This window comes from Marinobacter salexigens (genome assembly GCF_018860765.1).
In the GTDB taxonomy this organism is placed as follows: domain Bacteria; phylum Pseudomonadota; class Gammaproteobacteria; order Pseudomonadales; family Oleiphilaceae; genus Marinobacter; species Marinobacter salexigens_A.
In genome coordinates this window covers 232535-250974 of sequence record NZ_JAHKPV010000019.1, presented here as the reverse complement: position 1 = coordinate 250974, position 18440 = coordinate 232535, and the positions used below count along the sequence as shown (strand labels likewise).

11 protein-coding genes and 3 pseudogenes are annotated in these 18440 nt (G+C 50.4%); 6 read left to right on the top strand and 8 right to left on the bottom strand.

What is annotated here, in order from left to right:
- Positions 1–27: 27 nt before the first annotated feature.
- Complete coding sequence (locus KO508_RS11775; protein WP_216008497.1) at positions 28–1833, bottom strand: acyl-CoA dehydrogenase; 1806 nt, start codon at positions 1831–1833, stop codon at positions 28–30.
- A gap of 240 nt (positions 1834–2073) precedes the next feature.
- Between KO508_RS11775 and KO508_RS11770 the strand changes: the two genes are divergently transcribed.
- Positions 2074–4785, top strand: a complete 2712-nt coding sequence (locus tag KO508_RS11770; RefSeq protein WP_216008496.1) for a LuxR C-terminal-related transcriptional regulator — start codon at positions 2074–2076, stop codon at positions 4783–4785.
- A gap of 162 nt (positions 4786–4947) precedes the next feature.
- Here KO508_RS11770 and KO508_RS11765 read toward each other — a convergent pair.
- Positions 4948–6035: pseudogene (locus tag KO508_RS11765) on the bottom strand (IS3 family transposase).
- 739 nt (positions 6036–6774) lie between these two features.
- On the opposite strand from KO508_RS11765, the gene KO508_RS11760 reads away from it, so the two are divergent.
- From KO508_RS11760 to KO508_RS11745, 4 genes and pseudogenes are all read left to right on the top strand, one after another.
- Positions 6775–8877, top strand: coding sequence for an acetate--CoA ligase family protein (locus KO508_RS11760; protein ID WP_216008495.1), 2103 nt, complete (start codon positions 6775–6777; stop codon positions 8875–8877).
- Between the two features lie 13 nt (positions 8878–8890).
- A complete protein-coding gene (locus KO508_RS11755) occupies positions 8891–10195 on the top strand; it encodes a DUF1254 domain-containing protein (RefSeq protein ID WP_216008494.1) in 1305 nt (434 codons plus the stop codon).
- A 53-nt stretch (positions 10196–10248) separates the two neighbouring features.
- Positions 10249–11532, top strand: coding sequence for a DUF1254 domain-containing protein (locus KO508_RS11750; protein ID WP_216008493.1), 1284 nt, complete (start codon positions 10249–10251; stop codon positions 11530–11532).
- A gap of 89 nt (positions 11533–11621) precedes the next feature.
- Positions 11622–11914 (top strand): annotated as a pseudogene (locus tag KO508_RS11745) (transposase); the annotation flags it as partial.
- Between the two features lie 26 nt (positions 11915–11940).
- Here KO508_RS11745 and tnpC read toward each other — a convergent pair.
- The 4 genes from tnpC to KO508_RS11725 form a co-directional block, all read right to left on the bottom strand.
- Entirely contained in the window at positions 11941–13554 is a 1614-nt protein-coding gene (gene tnpC, locus KO508_RS11740) for an IS66 family transposase (protein WP_216008492.1), read from the bottom strand.
- A gap of 57 nt (positions 13555–13611) precedes the next feature.
- Positions 13612–13980, bottom strand: a complete 369-nt coding sequence (gene tnpB, locus KO508_RS11735) for an IS66 family insertion sequence element accessory protein TnpB (RefSeq protein ID WP_216008491.1) — start codon at positions 13978–13980, stop codon at positions 13612–13614.
- Complete coding sequence (tnpA, locus tag KO508_RS11730) at positions 13980–14291, bottom strand: IS66 family insertion sequence element accessory protein TnpA (RefSeq protein WP_216008490.1); 312 nt, start codon at positions 14289–14291, stop codon at positions 13980–13982. The genes tnpB and tnpA overlap by 1 nt, the downstream gene beginning before the upstream one ends.
- A 188-nt stretch (positions 14292–14479) precedes the next feature.
- Entirely contained in the window at positions 14480–14638 is a 159-nt protein-coding gene (locus KO508_RS11725) for a hypothetical protein (RefSeq protein WP_216008489.1), read from the bottom strand.
- Between the two features lie 961 nt (positions 14639–15599).
- Here KO508_RS11725 and KO508_RS11720 point away from each other — a divergent pair.
- Positions 15600–16745: a DcaP family trimeric outer membrane transporter gene (locus tag KO508_RS11720; protein ID WP_216008488.1), complete on the top strand. Its 1146-nt coding sequence runs from the start codon at positions 15600–15602 to the stop codon at positions 16743–16745.
- Positions 16746–16935: 190 nt separating this feature from the next.
- Here KO508_RS11720 and istB read toward each other — a convergent pair whose 3' ends face one another.
- Positions 16936–17574, bottom strand: coding sequence for an IS21-like element helper ATPase IstB (gene istB, locus KO508_RS11715; RefSeq protein ID WP_252738082.1), 639 nt, complete (start codon positions 17572–17574; stop codon positions 16936–16938).
- A 61-nt stretch (positions 17575–17635) separates the two neighbouring features.
- Positions 17636–18434: pseudogene (locus KO508_RS11710) on the bottom strand (Mu transposase domain-containing protein); the annotation flags it as partial.
- Positions 18435–18440: the final 6 nt, after the last annotated feature.

Genomic DNA, 18440 nt, shown 5'->3' with positions numbered 1-18440 from the left:
GAAACGTTTCCGGTGAGCGCCCCGGACTCAGAACCACTGATCTTCGGTCTCGAAGCAGACGCTATTGCCTTGTTTTAGGAGATCCGCCTGTGGGTTAATCATGGGTAGTTCCCACGTCAGGTAGTATCGGGCAGCCTGAAGCTTTCCTCGATAAAAAGCCGCGTCTTTGTCTGTGAGACCGGGTTTCCGTAGTCCTTCGGTAGCCTTGATAGCCTGACGTAGCCAAATCCAGGCTCCAACTACGCGTCCAAAAAGATCCAGGTATACGGTGGCATTGGCGAGACCTCTGTCGACTTGCCCGCCGATCTGTTTACCAAGGCTGTCTGTCACCTCGTCGAGAAGCTGCAACCCCCTGTCGAGACACTTGGCCATTTCCACCGTATCGATACCGTTGTATGCATCGGCAATAGAGGCCCTGACTTCTGACTTGAAATCCTTGTAGGCAGCCATTTGATTGAGCCAGATTTTCCTGCCAAGCAGGTCAAGGCCATGGATTGCTTCCGTACCTTCGTGTATGGGGTTAAGACGATTGTCACGGTAGTACTGCTCGACTGGGTATTCCCGGGTGTAACCGGCTCCTCCAAGTACCTGGATTGCCAGATCGTTGGCTTGCAGGCAGTACTTTGATGGCCATGATTTCACTACTGGCGTCAGAAGATCGAGAAGTCCGGCAGCTCGATTCCGCTGTTCTTCAGTCTCGGCTGTGTGCTGATCCTCAAACAGGGAGCTGGCGAAGAGACAAAGGGAAAAAGCGCCCTCGGCATAGCTCTTCTGGGCAAGAAGCATGCGCCGGACATCCGCATGGTCAATGATGTTTACCTGTTTACTTTCGGGATTCTTGTTTGACGGGAGTCGGCCCTGTGGCCGCTGACGGGCATAAGCCAGCGATGTAATGTAACCTTGGTACCCTAATGCTGCAGCGCCGAGAGCTACGCCAATACGGGCCTCGTTCATCATTTGGAACATGTACTGAAGCCCCTTGTGGGGTTCTCCCACCAGATAGCCCAACGCACCCTTCTTCTCACCAAAATTCAGCACGGTTGAGGTCGTGTTCCGATAGCCCATCTTGTGTAACAAACCGGCCAGCGCCACATCGTTCCGAACGCCTTTCTGACCATCATCGTCAACCTGGAACTTGGGTACTATAAACAATGAAATACCCTTCACTCCTGCAGGAGCGCCCTCAATTTTGGCCAGTACCATGTGAACGATGTTTTCTGTTAGCTCATGGTCACCACCAGATATGTACATCTTTTGGCCACGGATGAGGTAGGTGCCGTCGGCTTGGGGCGTGGCCTTGGTTTTGATGTCGGCAAGAGCAGACCCTTGGTTGGGTTCTGTCAGAGCCATGGTGCCGCTGAAGCGTCCTTCGAGCATTGGGGGCAGGAAGCGTGCCCGTAAAGACTCGCTGGCAAATGACTTGATTAGGTTTGCGGCCCCAATGCTCAGGAATGGGTACCCCGTTGTGGCTATGTTGGCAGCATTAAAATAGGCCATACTGGCCCTAAGAATGACTTCAGGCAGTTGCATGCCGCCAAGCTCAAACTCGTGGTGTGCTGCCAGAAAGCCGGATTCCGCAAATGCATTCCAGGCCTCTAGGGTCTCTGGAATGAGTTTTACCTTTTCACCATCAAACTCCGGCTCTTCTGCGTCGCCTTTGTGGTTGTGATTTGCAAAATACTTCTTTGCAATTTTTTGCGCGGTATCCAATGTGGCCTTGAATGCTTCAAGGTTGTGTTCGCTGTATCGCGGACGCTTCAACAACTTTTCTGAGTCCAGCACCTCATAAAGCTGAAAGGTGATATCCCGTTCATCCAGTAGTTGTTCGATCATCGGAAGTTCCTGATTTTGTCATTGGAAGGTTCTCATTTTTAGCAGTCAAACGTGATATCGGCTTCCACCTGAAGGTGGAAACCGGGTTGGAATTTAGGGTGGACGGGTTGAGATTTCAGTAGGTGAGCATCTGGGACCAATTATGGGGATTAGACTTCTTTAGAGCTTCAGGTACCATTCGCACCGTGCATCATGGACGATACACTACCAGTATTGCCGTTCGGTTTAGGTATGTCGGATATGACTAACGTTCCTGTTTTTGATGGAAAACTCCAGCCTCCCTGTTTTCTGTCCACTGAAATAAAACGCAAAAGGTTAATAGATCAGTACCGGCAACTGGGTGGGTCCGCAGTGGCACTCATCTGCGCCCCGGCGGGGTACGGGAAAACCGTATCCATGATCCAGTATTGCCGCCAGTTTGAAGGACGCTCTCTGTGGCTGAGCCTTGATGCGAAAGATAATGACCCCACTCGATTGGTAGAGCACCTGGCCGAGGCACTCGCTCGAGCTGAAATGGTTTCAGACACCAAGGATAAGTCCAATAAAGTTGGTTTGAACAACGAAGCTGATTCCGAAGCCGTATTATCTAGACTGTTAAATTTGATTCAGAGATACAAACGTCCAGTTCTGCTTGCGTTGGATGATTGCCATTTCATTAAATCTCCCCAAGCAATCCGGGTTATAGAACAGATACTTAAACACGCACCTGCGAACGTCAAATTTCTCATGGGATCCCGGCGCCAACCGCTGTTTGCCACGGCGAAATTGCGGGCGTCGGGCCGGGTTTTTGATATTACTGAGGAGGAACTCGCCTTCAGGGCCGAGGAAGCAGTCAGCATGTTCAAAATGTCAGGGGTGAACATATCATCCGAGGATGTTTATGAGTTAAACAACATCCTGGAAGGGTGGCCGACTGGTATTCAATTGTGGTCAGTCGCCTACCTCGAAATGCGCCGACGAAATGATTCGTTTCCCGACATAAAACGTGTGCGTGCGCTGGCAGAGCAATACCTTGATGACTATTTCTATGAAGAGGTGATGGTAAAGCTGCCTGTGTCTGCTCAGCAATTTATGCTTCATATGTCGGTCGTGGAAAGTTTCGGTATCGAGCTGGCGCAGTTGTTGTCAAAACTCCCCGCACAAAGCGTTCCCATCAAACGTTTGATCCGAGAAAATTGTTTTCTCCAGGTTAAATCCAGTACCAAAGGTTGGTATCGATTCCATCCCATATTGCAGCAGGCGCTATATCGACGATACAGCCGCACTGCGCTTACTGAGGCCCAGTTCCTTCATCATAGGGCTGCGGATTGGTTCCATAAACATGAACATTATGCTGAAGCCTTGCACCAATATGGTCGAAGCCGGGATGTTGAAGCCTTTCTGAATATACTGAAAAAACATACGTTTGACCTGATACGGGAAGGAGATGTCAGTGACCTCGTAAAAGGGTTGGACAATTTGCCGGATGATCTTGGGGACGATTTTTTTGCAGTTACGGTCATGGAATCAGCCGTTGTGCATGTCATACATGATGTGGATCGAATTCAAATCTGTATGGATCGGCTTAAGCGGTTGATCGAAAGCCCCCCGGCATACGCGAGCAGGGAAAGGCTTTATCAAACTCGCGCCTATCTTGCGGCACATCTGGCTCATCTCAGAGGTAATTTCTGTGAGGGTATACGGTTAGCCGACGATGTGCTGCATGAGGGCCGTCCAGATAACGCAGCAACTGCTGTTATGAGACATCACCGGGCCGACTGCTATCTGGCATTGGGTATCTTGCCACAAGCAAGGGAAGATGCAGAGCAGGCATTGGCTGAGTTAAAGCAATTTGGTTTGGTTGGATACACGAACACGCCTGCTTACATTCTCGGGCAGATTGATCTCGCCAAGGGGAATCTGGAGCTGGCCGAGCAGCGATTCCTAGGGCTGAAACCTTCGGAGACTTCCCCTTCGGCCAGCTATAACTTCTACGATATTTTCTATTTTCTCGGGTTGGGGGCGCTGCGCACTGTCCAGAACAGACTTGAGGAGGCAGAAAAGCTATTGGAAACCGCGCTCGCAATCGCCCAGAAATATCCGCCAACAGCGGCTCTTCCTTGGGTCTTACACCGAATAGCGTTAGTGTGTTGCGCCCGAAACGATATCGAAATCGCCGCGAGAACCTGGGACGATGCGAGAACTATTGCTGACAAATATGAACTGAACGGTATATACCGACTGTGCTCATCCCACCGGGCTCGGCTTGGCCTGAGAAAAGCGACGGACGATCCCGCTGTCCGAACTTGGGAGTTGGAGTGGGATGGTATTCACGGACAGATGGGAGTCAACACCCTTCCTGAGGAGCGCCTGACCTATGGTTGGTTGCAAATGCGGGCAGGTGGTTGGCGGGAATCCTTCCGCACCTGCAAGCGCCTGATCTCGGAATGTGGTGCTCAAAGTAATCGTGTTTTGTTGATTGAGGCACACATCCTTCTGGCGGCTCTATATCGGGACAGAGACCGTATTGATCGTGCTATCACGGCCATAGATGATGCGGTCAGGCTGGCCGCTGAATATGACTTGCTGACGCTGTTCCATCAGGAAGGGCGTGATTTGTTGGAGCTTTTCCGTGAGGGGGTAACCTCCTCCCAGCCAGACGAGCGTGGTGTTGCTTTACTGACTTATAGGGAATTCGTTGAATCCCTGCTGGTAGCGCCGTCTGGGCATTATGCTTCGAACGTAAAGCCTGGTGGTGCTTCGATAGAGGGGCTGACCAAAAGAGAGTTGGATGTCCTCAGGCTGATTGCGGACGGGCGGAGCAATCATGAGATTGCTGGCTCACTCTTTGTGGGAGTGAGTACGGTTAAAACACACATTAACAGCATTTTTAAAAAATTGAATGTCACAACCAGAGAAGAGGCCATCGATATGGCAGTGAGCCAGCATCTGCTCGGCTCGGGGAAGATCTGATGGTCTTATGTAATGGTTAATGGATCCACACAGTAATTAATACTGCTCAGCTCAGACAGTTGGAGCTGCCAAAATCTTCGCGCACAAGCTTCTTCGGTCGCTGGCTATCCTCTTTGTAAGCGCGGTAATCCCCCCATTTTAAGAGGGCATCAAAAGTAGAGTTCAGGCCACCATGGCCAATTTCTGTTGTGGGGTAATACCTCCGAGAGCCATGTTGGGCCGTTCATTATTGTAGGTCCATAGCCACTGTGTTGCATATTCCTGAATCTCTTCAACCGAGTGGAACAGGTATTGGGCCAGCCAGCCATAACGCACAGTGCGGTTGTAACGCTCGATGTACGCATTCTGCTGTGGGTTGCCGGGGTGGATAAAGACCAGTGTAATATCGTGCCTCTTAGCTCACGCGGCCAAGGTAGCACTGATGTATTCTGGACCATTGTCGCAGCGAATTTGCATGGGCTTTCCCCGCCACTCGATAATCTGGTCTAAAGCTCGGATCACACGCTCAGAGGGCAGTGATAGGTCTACCTCAATCCCAAGACCTTCCCGGTTGTAATCGTCAATCACATTGAACAGCCGGTAACTTCGGCCATCCTCTAACTGGTCGTGCATGAAGTCCATGGACCAGTTGGTGTTGATGGTCGTGGGCACCGACAATGGCTCGGGTTTCTCACGTACCAGCCGCTTACGAGGCTTGATACGCAGGTTCAGCTCCAGTTCCCGATAGATTCGGTAAACGCGTTTGTGGTTCCAGTGATACCCCTTCACGTTGCGCAGGTACAGAAAACACAGACCGAACCCCCAGTTTCTCTGGTTATAGGTTAAGCGCACCAACAGATCCGCGATCTCGACATTTTCACTACTGAGCTTAGCCCGGTAGCGATAGCAGAACTCACTGACACTGAAGACCTCGCAGGCTTGGCGAATGCTACAACGAGCAGCGGCAACGGCTTTGTGCGCCATCTCGCGACGGAGAGATGGCTTTACCACTTTCCCTCAAGAGCTTCCTTGCGCAACTCAGACTTGAGCCGTTCTTCGGCATACATCTTCTTCAGCCGCCGGTTCTCATCCTCAAGCTCTTTCATACGCTTGATCATGGAGGTATCCATGCCGCCAAATTTGGCTCGCCATTTATAAAAGCTGGCACTGCTCATGCCGTGCTCGCGGCATAACTCAGGAACGGGCACGCCGTTTTCAGCTTGCTTCAAGATCGCCATGATTTGGCTATCGGAAAAACGTGATTTCTTCATGCAGAATCTCCCTGCGTTTAGCTTACGGAAAATTCTACTTTTGAGCACCTCGGTTTTTCGGGGGCATTACCGCGCCCCTAGATCGACCCACTTACATCTTCAAACCGAGTCGCCTGGGATTCAAGGAATAAGCCCGGACTGGCCGGCGACAAGCAAGTAATGTACCTACATTATTTGGGCTTTATGGTCCTTGCTCTGCCAAAATCCCCTAAGTGTCTTTTTGTTTGAGTTTATCGTGATCGAGAGGGGTGTCATTCAGGAGTTCTGAGCGGCAGGCTCTCCATAAAATATTATAATAATTCATAAAAAACAATATGTTGAATAAATCTTGGTCGTTCAAGGTTGGTCTAGTTGTGGGGTGGAACGATACCTCCATGGCAGGGGGGGCGCTGTCTCTCTTGGTGGTCAAGGAAAAGCTACATCGGTGCCTTTTCCCAAAACTAATTGACATCAATTAATTGTTTGTGATTTAGTGGCTGCATGTGGCTGCTGCTAACAACTTTGGTTGACTTTGCAGCTGATCGACCAGGAATTTTGGCGTTCCGAAAAGGTTATTGATCGCAGCAGCTCTGCTGTTCAGTAACGAGATGGTTCACCCAGCGGGAGGTGTTGTGTGCGGGCCTCTTCTGGCAAAAAACAGTATATCACTACGGAATGTGACCTCTTGTTGGCTTCAGCGGCAAAAACATCTAGCACATAACGCTTTCGCTCTTTAGTGACGATGCATAAGGAAACAATTATGACAATGAATACTCTCGATGCGCTGTTTAAACCTGAATCTATAGCTGTTATCGGTGCATCTTCCTCACCGGCTAAAATTGGTGGCTTGCCAATAGCCTCTTTAAAAGAGCATGGTTATGAAGGTCAGATTTATCCGGTTAACTCTAAGTCAGAAGAGATTCAGGGACTAAAGGCTTACAAATCAATTCGGGATATTAAAGGATCCATTGATCTTGCGATTATAGCAGCTCCTGGTAAGTATATTCTGGAAGTAGTCGACGACGTTATTGCCGCAAAAGTAAAGGGCGTAGTCGTATTCTCGTCTGGATTTTCCGAAATCGGCGAAGAGGGTGCCAGAGTCCAGGAGAAGTTCGTTGCCCGTCTGGAGGAAGCTGGTATCAAGGTACTCGGTCCCAATTGTCTGGGCTTCATGAACCTCCAGAACAAAGTCTTCTCAACTTTTACACCGGTCATCCGTCAGGGAATTACCAAACCGGGACGTATTGGAGTGGTTAGCCAGAGTGGTGCATACGGCGCGTATGTCTTTGCGCTTGCCCGGGAGCGGGATATGGGGCTGAGCTATTGGGTTGCTACCGGGAATGAAGGCGGGGTCGACTTTTCTGAATGTGTTGAATGGTTAGCTAATGATCCTGATACGGATGTGATTTTGGGTTATATGGAAGGCTGCAAAGACGGTCGTAAGCTTGAGCGTGCTTTAGAAGCTGCTCGAAAGGCTGGTAAACCTGTCATCGTTACTAAAGTTGGAAAAACCGAGCTTGGGGCTCAGGCTGTGGCTTCTCATACAGCGGCGCTGGCAGGCGAGGACGCGATTTTTGATGCTGTATTCAGAAAGCATGGTGCTTATAGGGCTCATTCTATTGAAGAGTTTTTCGATGTTGCTTATGCCTTTTCGGTCGCGGGACTTCCGCAAAGTAACAGAACAGGCATATTTACGGTATCTGGAGGCGCTGGCGTCCTGATGGCGGATGCAGCCGATGAGTATGGCTTGGCGCTGCCAGAGTTACCGAAGCCGGAACAGGAAAAAATACTGGAGCTTGTTCCTTTCTCAGCCCCACGTAACCCAGTCGACATCACCGGTCAGATTACTAACGACTTGGCACTGATGAGCAAAACGATGAAGCTGATGTTGGATTCAGGTCAATACGATTCATTGATCTGTTTTCTTGCAGCAGGAGGCATGGGGCCTCTCGCCAAAGGAATGGTTGATCAGATTATTGAAGTGAAACAGGAGTTCAAAAACTATCCACTTACAGTCGTGACCGTATGTTCGGCCGAAACCAGAAGCATACTGGAGCAACATGGATGCCTGGTGTTTGAAGATCCGACAAGGGCTATACGAGCATTAGCGGCGCTGGCACAGTTAGCCAATTTGAGCGGAGATTGTTCTACTTCAATCGACTCAGAGCTAGAGAGTCCGATGGACGTTTTCAAGCTTGAAAGCAAGATATATACCGAACCTGAGGCGTTCAGCTTGCTTGCCAGAGCAGGTGTCCCGACAAGTAAGGCAATTCTTGCCAAGTCCGCCGATGAAGCAGTAAAAGCATTCAATTCTTTAGAAGGCGTGACATGTGTAGCCAAGGTTGTTTCCCCAGATATCTTACATAAGTCCGATATTGGAGGGGTTAAACTCAATTTGGCCAATCAGGAAGAAGTGCGCCAAGCCTTTAATGAGATACTATCGTCAGTCTCGTCTAATCAACCAGATGCTGATATCCATGGCGTGATGCTAGCACCAATGGAGTCAGGCGAACTTGAATGTATTATTGGGGTCAACCGGGATCTCGTGTTTGGACCAGTCGTAATGCTTGGTGTCGGCGGTATCTTCGTTGAAGTACTTAAAGATGTCAGTTTTCGGACCGCTCCTGTTACCTTTGTCGATGCAAAAAAAATGATTTTCGAGCTTCGTGCCGCAGCTCTGTTTGATGGAGTGCGCGGGCGTCCCACTGTAGATGTTGATGCATTGGCTAAAACCATAGTCAGGGTTTCCAATTTCTCGATAAGCGCCGGTGAAACTCTTGACTCGCTTGATATTAATCCTCTCCTTGTTAAAGAAAAAGGGAAAGGTGTTGTAGCGATTGATGCCTTAATGATTGGCCGGTAATGAGGGCAAGATTATGACCGCTCATAGCTCTCTTGCTAATAGACGCAGAAAGGATTGGTTGAAGTTTTTGGAGGACACGGCCCGCGATGGCTACCTTTTTAGTCTTCCTCTGGTGGTGATGGAGGATATACGTCAAAAGCGAATAAAAAAGAAAGGTATGAATGAGTGGCTGCATTCCAAAAAGCTGCTTAATGCCAATAGTCGGGTTGTGACCATGCCGAACAACGATACCTTGTATTCGGACGCATGGCTTGATCTCACATCAGGGCCGGTGACTATTAAGGTTCCGGCTATCATAGATCGATATTATTCGCTTGCGCTAATGGACTATTACACGAACAATTTTGAAATTATCAGTTCGCGAACTATTGGTGCTCTTGGTGGGGAGTTTAATATCTATCCACCGTTAAGCGATATACCTGATGGTGATAATAGCGCTATTCGATCTCCAACACCTTATGTATGGGCGCTTGTAAGGATCCTCATTGATGGGGATGAGGATCTGGATGAGGTTCGAGCATTACAGGACCAATTTGAAATTTCGGCAAAAGAAACGGGGCACCACCCCGAGTCGATTGAAAGCAACAGATTATCAGAGTGGAACGAGTATTTTGAAGCTTCAAACTTATTGATTAGGTGCAATTATCCGAGGGCGTCAGATCGCGGAATCATTAGTCGTCTTGCCGTTGCGGGGCTGGGTGATGGTAGTGGGTTTGATCCATTGTCTTTCGGTGACGAGGAAAGGGAGGCTATTGCCAAGGGCGTCAAGAAAGCAAGAGATGCTCTCGACTCCATTCAGGCTCAATACGAAATGAGGTCAGATGGTTGGAGTTATTTTTCAGGAGCCATTGGAGATTTCCGAAATAAATATTCGTTGCGGGCTGCTGTAGCTATTCACTCTCTTGCTGCTCTTGTTCCAGAAGAAGCAACTTATATGCGTTCATACAATGAGCAAGGTGGAGAATATCTGGATGGTAGGCAAAACTGGAGGCTTCATTTTTCAGCAGATAAATTACCTCCGGTAGAAGCATTCTGGTCACTGACACTCTACGAGCCAACCGGGGAAGGTTTGTTTTTTTTCTATGAGAACAGTGAAAATCGTTATGCAATCGGGGATCGAACGAAGGAGTTGAGTTATAACCAGGATGGTTCTCTCGATCTTTATATCGGGAATCAGGATCCTGGCGTATCCAAAAGATCTAATTGGTTGCCGGGACCTTCGGGCCCGTTTGTCCTTTTATTTCGTGCCTATCTGGCTAAACCAGAGATGATATCTGGGGTTTATTTTCTTCCACGTATCGAAAAAGTACAACGGTAATAAGCCCTATAGTTTTATTTTATATATCTAATGTTATCTTTAAGGAGTTTTCAATGACAGTCTGGTATCCGCTTTTTGACTTCAATTTAGATAAAAATAATTATGATGATATTAAGGAGTCTGTCAAAGATCTCTATGCTTTTTCATGTCCACTTATTGAAATGGCCCTGTCGAGAAAAAAAGAGCTAAGTCAAACCGATGTAAATGAATTTCACCACTCCAGGGCGCTATTCAGTCATGGAGAGCGAGTTGTGACAACTCCGAATAACGACACACTGTATTCAATGGCGTGGCTTGATTTGAGAAACGGGCCAATCATAATTACAACTCCTGATACCGGAGATCGGTATTTTTCGCTGGCCTTCCTGGACATGTACACCAATAACATTGTGTACATGGGGACCAGCCAGACTGACGGTAAATCCGAGACCAGGAAATTTATTGCCCCTGATTCTGACGAAGTTGAAACGCAAGGGGTTACTAGGGCATCTACACCGTGGTTATGGGTGCTCGGGAGAACGCTGGTGAATGGTGAGGAGGATCTCCCGCAGGCTCATGCCGTTCAAGACAATATTCAGATTGATGCGCCAGCACCTGCAGGCCCTCCTGTTATGCCTCCGGAGTCGCCAGACAAGCCCTTGGAATGGCTCGAAACTATTTGGAAGCTGATTGAAGAAAATCCACCATCGAAGCAGGATGAGGTGTTTATTGATAACTTCCGGCGGATGGGGCTGGATCGGGCGAGTAATAGCCAGGATGAGCGTATGCTTCAGGCAATTTCTGAGGGAATTAGGGAGGCTCATGATCATCTAGCTTCAACTAAATTACCTAATGGCAAAGCGAGTAGGTGGGTATTTCCAAAGCCTTACATTGGTAATTTTGGGCAGCATTTCCATTATCGTGCGAGGGTTTCTATGAGTGGTCTTGGCGCATTGACCATTGATGAAGCTATCTATGCGCGCTTTATGGAAGGGCAAGACAACTTGGTGTTAGACGGCACCCACCTATGGCGTCTGCACTTCCCGGCTGACCAGCTTCCTCCTGTTAAATCCTTCTGGTCAATCAGCCTGTATGAGCCTGATGGAGAAGGGCGCTATTTCTTCACGAAAAATAAACTCAATAGACACTCGATAGGTGACAGGACACAGGGTCTCATCTGGAACGACGATGGTTCGCTAGACATTTGGATCTCGCATGATGAACCCGGTGAAAATCGTCTTAATAATTGGTTGCCTGCCCCAAATGGCCATTTTGCTATTTTTCTTAGGGGCTACTTCCCGGAACAATCTTTCATAAACGGTGAGTACTATCCTCCTCTGCCTGAGCGCGTTGATTGACTGTTAGGAGACTGAAGTTAGTGCCGGGGGTAATCCCCCCGCAAAACCGAGGTGCTCAAAAGAAGTCACGTTTTTCCGATAGCCAAATCATGGCGATCTTGAAGCAAGCTGAAAACGGCGTGCCCGTTCCTGAGTTATGCCGCGAGCACGGCATGAGCAGTGCCAGCTTTTATAAATGGCGAGCCAAATTTGGCGGCATGGATACCTCCATGATCAAGCGTATGAAAGAGCTTGAGGATGAGAACCGGCGGCTGAAGAAGATGTATGCCGAAGAACGGCTCAAGTCTGAGTTGCGCAAGGAAGCTCTTGAGGGAAAGTGGTAAAGCCATCTCTCCGTCGCGAGATGGCGCACAAAGCCGTTGCCGCTGCTCGTTGTAGCGTAAGCGCCGTTAAATCGACCCACTTGCCCTAATCGTACTGAGCCACTTTTTTTGAACCCGCCAACTCAGCATTCCAGGGCAACAGTGTTTCCAGTTTTTCAAGGGTATCCGCTTCGGCAATGTGCTTCAGCACATGGTGGATGTAAGCGGAGGGCTCCAGATTGTTTGCCTTGGCCGTTTCGATCAGAGAATAGCAGGTGGCACTGGCGTTCGCGCCTTGTGTGGTATCGGCAAACAGCCAGGCCTTGCGGCCAACGGCGAAGGGCCGGATGGCATTTTCAGCCAGCACGTTACTGATCTGTAGGTCGCCACGTTCACAATAGCCTGTCAGGGTGTCCCACTGGTTCAGGGTATAGTCCATTGCCTTACGGGTGAGCATGCCTTTCATCACCTTTGGCGCATGTTTCTCCAGCCAGACTTTGAAGGCTTTCAGCAGAGGCAGGCTCTTTTCCTGACGAACCCGGTAACGCTCGGCATCGCTCAGATCCTGAGCGGCTTTTTCAACCGCGTACAGTTTCCGGATGTGGCTCAAGGCCACATCGGCTTTCGAGGGTTTGCCTTTGGCCAGCGCAGCACGGGACGCTTCCACGAACTTACGCCGAGCCTGATCCCAACAGCCTATCCGGGTCAGCTTATTTTCGCGGCACACCTGCCCATAGCCGGAATAGCCATCGGCTTGCAGGATGCCCCGGAAGTCATCCAGCAGGCGCACGGGTACTTTGCCGCCACGAGAGGGGTCGTATTCGAACAGAACCGTGGGCTTGCCGGGTGGGCCACCCCGGGTGACCCACATCCATTTATCGGAGTGAACCGATTTACCGTCTTCCTTGAGCACCTGAATCCGGCTCTCATCAGCTTGAAGATAATTACTGCTGTTCTGGGTTTCCCGCATCAGGTTGATCAACGGTTTGAATACATCGTTCAGACGGATAATCCAATGCGCCATACTGGTACGACTGACTTCGTGACCCAGACGCTTGAGCATCTGCTCCTGCCGGTACAGCGGTAAGCCGTCGGCGTATTTGGAGGTGATGAGGTAGGCTAGCAGTGACGGTGTGGCAATGCACTTGCCCAGCGGATGGACTGAACGAGACGCTACCACAATGCGTTCTTCGCCATTCTGTTCGAAGACGGCTTTTTCCTGCCAGTATTCCAGCACTTTCAGTTGGGCCGGGATGTATTCCAGCTCTTCTTTCACCTTGGTGAGGAAGGTCTTGCTGGCCCCGGCTTTCTCTTCCTCGCTAAGCGTTAGTTCGATGCGCTCACGTAGCAGCTTATCGGAGAAGCCACGTTGACGGCGCTTGCGTGAACGAGGAGGTGCATCAGCCTCTTCGATCCCCTCAGGCAACTCATCGCGCAACTCGTCAATCCCGACTTCCAGTTCAGCCTCATCGAACAGGGTGATCTGGTTGGGCTGCTTTTCGCTGCTGGCAGCGAACTGCTGGATTTTTTTGTAGCGTAGTAACTCTTCGAGAATGGCGATGTAGTTTTCGCGCACTTTGACCGCTTGATCACGCTGCTGAAGTTCGGCTTCTTTTGCAGCCAGCTGGCCTTGCATATCACGGATAACGGCCATCATTTCAGCGCTGGAGAGACCGCTGAGATCGGGTGTTCCGGAGGCGTTATCAGGCATTGTTTTCATGGCGAAATTATAGCAAAAACAACGCCCTAAATCACAGAAAAAGTGCCACTAAAAGTGCTACCCAACACTGTCATAATGCAGGGTTTTATGGCCTCGTAACAGCGTGATGTCGTAGCCGTCCAGCAACCAGTTGATCTGCTCGCCAGTCAGCGACATCAGCTCATCGGACGGGCCCGGCCACTTGAATCGTTCTTCCGCCAGAGCTTTGTAGTAAAGCACGAAGCCGTTGTCTTCCCACATCAGACACTTGATCTTGTTGCGTTGCCGGTTGGTGAAGGCATAAAGCGCTCCGGAGAAGGGACTGTGCCCCAACTCCTGTTCCACAATCAGAGCCAGACCGTTGGCCTGCTTCCGGAAGTCGACGGGTTTTCGATACAGGTAAATCTCCGGCAAATCCCAAGAGGGACGAAGATACCGATGGCGCATCACAGTTGCCTCAGAACGGCGCTCAGCAATTCGACATTACCAGCGTGCAGGCCGGTGATCGAGACACCGCCCGGCAATGAAACGGTTAACCCTTCTGGTGAGTCCGCGCCCGGAATGGGGGCAGCTCTGGCAAACCCGGACATCGCTGGCTCATCCGAAACCGGCTCCGGATTGATCAGTTTCTTGCGCCAATAGACAAACTGGCAATAGGTCAGTGACTGCTGCTTGCAGTACGCCATTCCGGACAAGCCAGACGCCTGCCAGTCCGTGATATGCCGCTGCCAAGCGCGTTTTCGTTCGGCCTGCGTCATGCTGATTCCTCCTGAGGTTGACGAGGAAATCAGTGTGGGCAATCTTAAGAGCTGAATGTAGGTGCTGGTTTATTGGCGCTTACTCCACAGCCGTTGCATCGTTTTGACGCTAGAACCCGAGGGAGGAGCCCTGTGCTTGCTGGGATCCGTGCGAGGGGTGCGGAGTCATCAGCATTCCTACCGCGACCTCAACATTTGAGGATGGTTTCTAAGATAATCGCTCCCGTTAATGCTTCTTCGACGTCTGTACCTTTCAAGCTCCGTTCTGCGATGAAGCCAAGGCTCTCCGGCGTGAACGGATCAATGGTTGTCAGCAAATCGAAGTCGATTGCCGTCAAACAGCGCATTCGATAGGAAGTCCATCTCCCAGCTGTGATTGACAAACTCGCTGCGACTCTTTGCATTCATCTTCCTTGGCCCGTTTGAGCTTCAGTGACAGGCCCTCTTCCCGGTATAGCATGTGCAAAGACGATGAATTCGGAGCAACGGATTCGTAAAATAAAACCAACTTCTCCTCCCTCGAATCGCTTTCGGAGACCACCGATAAAATGACGATTGCTAGGCGAGCAAACAGCACGTCTTGGAGCCTGATTTGTCCTGGCTTGGGGATATCCACCACTCGCTTCAGTCTCTGGCTTTCCTCCGCGACGGCTTCAAGACGACGGGAATCCGCTCTTCAGTGGGTCTAGGCATGCTTTTTGGGCTAAGTCTTCTCTGCAAACAATAATTGAATTCCATGAAAATTCATTATTTCGGATAAAAATTTGATTGATTTAAGTGCAAAGTCTGTGGAGCTGGAGGGGGTGAAAGAAAGACTAAAAGCATTCCTCAGAAAATACCAATGCATGCCAAAAAGGAATATATGGCCTCGGAGTAGCCTTAAAAAAACTAATAAAAACAGCGTAACTTGTAATTCTATGGTGCGATTTTCATTATTCAATATAACAAAAGGGAATATTATACCTCAGAAAAAACTTCTTCTTGTATCGCAGCGATACTCTCCGTGAGGAAGATTGGTTGTCCTAGAAATAATTGACACACATTAAACCGTGTGATGTACTGAGTTCGCCTTCAGTCGAATCGCTGGACCGACAGATAGCCTCAGGGGTCTCAGCGTTTTAGGATGCGAGGCGCTCGGGGGACGTCAATCTCCTGCAACAGAATGATTTTCGCAGGAGATGATCATTTCAGATCTGTCAGGGATAGAGGGTTGCGTTAACTAAGAGGGGCTGGATAGCAGTAAGTCACTATCAGTTTAGAGAAACTAAACACATTTTATAACAAAAAGTGATATTTCAGGGGGAGTTCATGTCTAATAAAAAATTCTGCAGGGCTGCGTTGGTATTCGCCATCAGTGCTTTGAGTGCATCCCAAGTGCCGGCTGTCGGCTTCAGTGCGGGAGATTCCAAGGTCAATATTTATGGCTTTGCCAAGCTCAACATGATTCACGACGTTGATAATCGTTTGGGCACTTATGCGACCCTGGGTGCTATTGATTTAGATAGCGTCGATAGTGTGACCGGTCATACTCAGTTTGATGCTTCTCACAGCCGTCTTGGCGTGCGGACTGACACGGAAACTAAGCATGGCAATGTTACGTCTGTTATAGAGGGTGACTTCAATACGCCTGGCGGGGCTGGTCCATTTCGCCTCCGCCATGCTTATCTACAATTCAACGGTATTATGGCAGGCCAAAATTGGACTAATTTTGGTACATTTGTAGGTAATACTCCTACTTTGGATCATCTGGGGCAGCCGGGTCAGGGCGCTATGTTACGCCAGCCACAACTGAGGTACACCACTGGTGGCTTGTCCGTGGCTTTGGAGCAGGGAGGTGCATGGCGAGGAGGTGTTGCTGGGAGTGCCAATGTTGCAATTCAGCCAGTTGCAAAAGAGAGCCTCCCAGATCTCACGCTGCGCTATCAGGCAGTTCTCAGCGGTGCCCAGATTGGTGCGTCTGCTGTAGTTCGTCAATTAGAGTACTTTGACCAAGTAACTAATGAAGAGGAAAGTGCTTTCGGGTGGGGTGTTAATCTAGAGGCATCAGCTCCAGTCACAGACATTCTCACCGTGCGAGGTTCGCTGACCGCTGGTGATGGAATGGGTGGGTATCAGTATCTTAATCCTGCCTCTCCAGCTTATGTGGACTTATCCGGTGATGTAGAGACTATTGAGTCGATTGGTGGAACCCTGGGGTTATCTGCGAAGGCTGGTGTGGGCACTCTTAACCTTGGTTATGGTCTTTCAACGGCCGACTTGGATGACGCTGTAAGGGCGGGTGCTCTGGTTGGAGATGCAAACGATACCTTTGAAAGTATTTATCTTAACTATATGTGGTCGCCAGTGCAGGGTATCCGTTATGGCATTGAAACTGGACTGCATAGCCGTGAGACTCAGGCTGGAGAAAAGGGTGACGCGGTGCGCCTGCAAGCCCAGCTGATGTACAGCTTCTAGTGGTGCTGGTGTTCGAATTGGTTTGTTGTATCTGAGAAGCCCGTATTGTGCTTCACCCGACCCACAGGGTCGGGTTTTTTTCGATTATTGAATAAAGTAAATTGCGTATTCCGGCGAACGTGAACACCTCATTTCTTAACGCATCACCCACCGGAGGTTTTACTCCGGGTGTTCACGTTCAGTCAATTTCCTAAAGTCGTTTTCTCATTGATTCTCCTTTCAGCGCCCAGCGATGGGCGTTGTGCATGAGCCGGTCCAAGATGGCGTCAGCCAGAGTGTTATCGCCGATGGTGGCATACCACTGATCGGTAGGCAGTTGGCTGATGATCATGGTTGAGTGTGTGCCGTGGCGGTCATCCATGATCTCCATCAGGTCGTTCCGGTGTGCCGGTTTCAGGGCTTCCAGCCCCCAGTCATCCAGAATCAGCAGTTTCACTTTGACCAGTTGGTTCAGCGTCTTCTGGTAGGTGCCATCTGCTTTGGTCTGGGTCAGTTCCAGCAGTAACCGGGAGATCCGGTAGTACCGGGTGCTGAGGCCGTTCAGGCAGGCCTGATATCCCAGTGCGCAGCCCAGGTAGGTTTTCCCGCTGCCGCAGGGGCCGGTGATCAACAGGTTCTGGCCACGCTCCAGCCAGTCGGTCTGAGCCAGCTGGGCCACCTGAGCTTTCTTCAGATTGCGGGGGTGCTGGTAGTCGATGTCCTGGATCGAGGCCCGGAGTTTGAAGCGGGCCTGGAACTCCCAGTCCAGCAGCAGTTCCAGACGCTCGGCGAACGGCAGCTCGTCGTAAGTGCTCGGCTGGTTTTGTTGGTGTTTCAGGGCGGCAGCCATGCCGCCCAGCTTCAGGTCTTTCAGTCGTGCCAGGGTCTGTGTTGTGCTTATGGGTGATGTCCTAGTGGAAGCTCTTCGGGCCACGGATGTTCTCGTGGTACTGGGGGAGTTCGGCGTTCAGGGGAAGCTGTTCCGACAGCTTGTCCCGGTTGCTCTGGAGAATGGCCTTGATGTGCTTTAGGCGGTTCAGGCCTTCTCGATTGGCGATGCGGCAGCCGACGTTCAGACGTTGGCTGGGGTACTCCCGGGCCCAGTTTTTGAGACGCCCCGGGGTCCATTGTTGATGTTTGCGATGCCGGGCAGGCATGTGATCAGCTTCGGTGGTGGTGCCCGGCCGGTAACGCCGTGGATGACTCGCCACCTGGCGTTGCCGGAAGTGGATCTGCAAAGTGATCGCTGGTCTGGACTTCTACCTGCTCGCCCTCGTACTGGTGCGGTACCGAGTAATGGTGCTGGTCGAACTCGATGTGGTAATCGATATTGACCCGGCAACGCCGGATCTCGACGTACTCATAAGGTTGTTTCGGCAAGGGGCGCAGAGCTGGCTAATCTAATGTCTCGAAGGCTATCTGCCGGTTACCCGGCAGCCGCCGGAACGGGCGGCTATTGAGTTCTTCAAGCAACGGTCGAGAGCATTGATTGGCTTCGGCGAGGGTGAAGAAGGTGTGGTGGCACAATCGTGCCAGGTTCCAGCCTTCAACGATCTGTACGCCCACTTCTGCCTTGGATTTATCCTTGGGCTTGTAGGGGCTGGCCGGGAGGATGGCTACCTGATAATGCTTGGCCAGTTGTTGGTAGCTGGGATTCAGCTCCGGATCATACCGACAGGCCATGCTGACACCACTGCGCAGGTTATCCGGCTTATG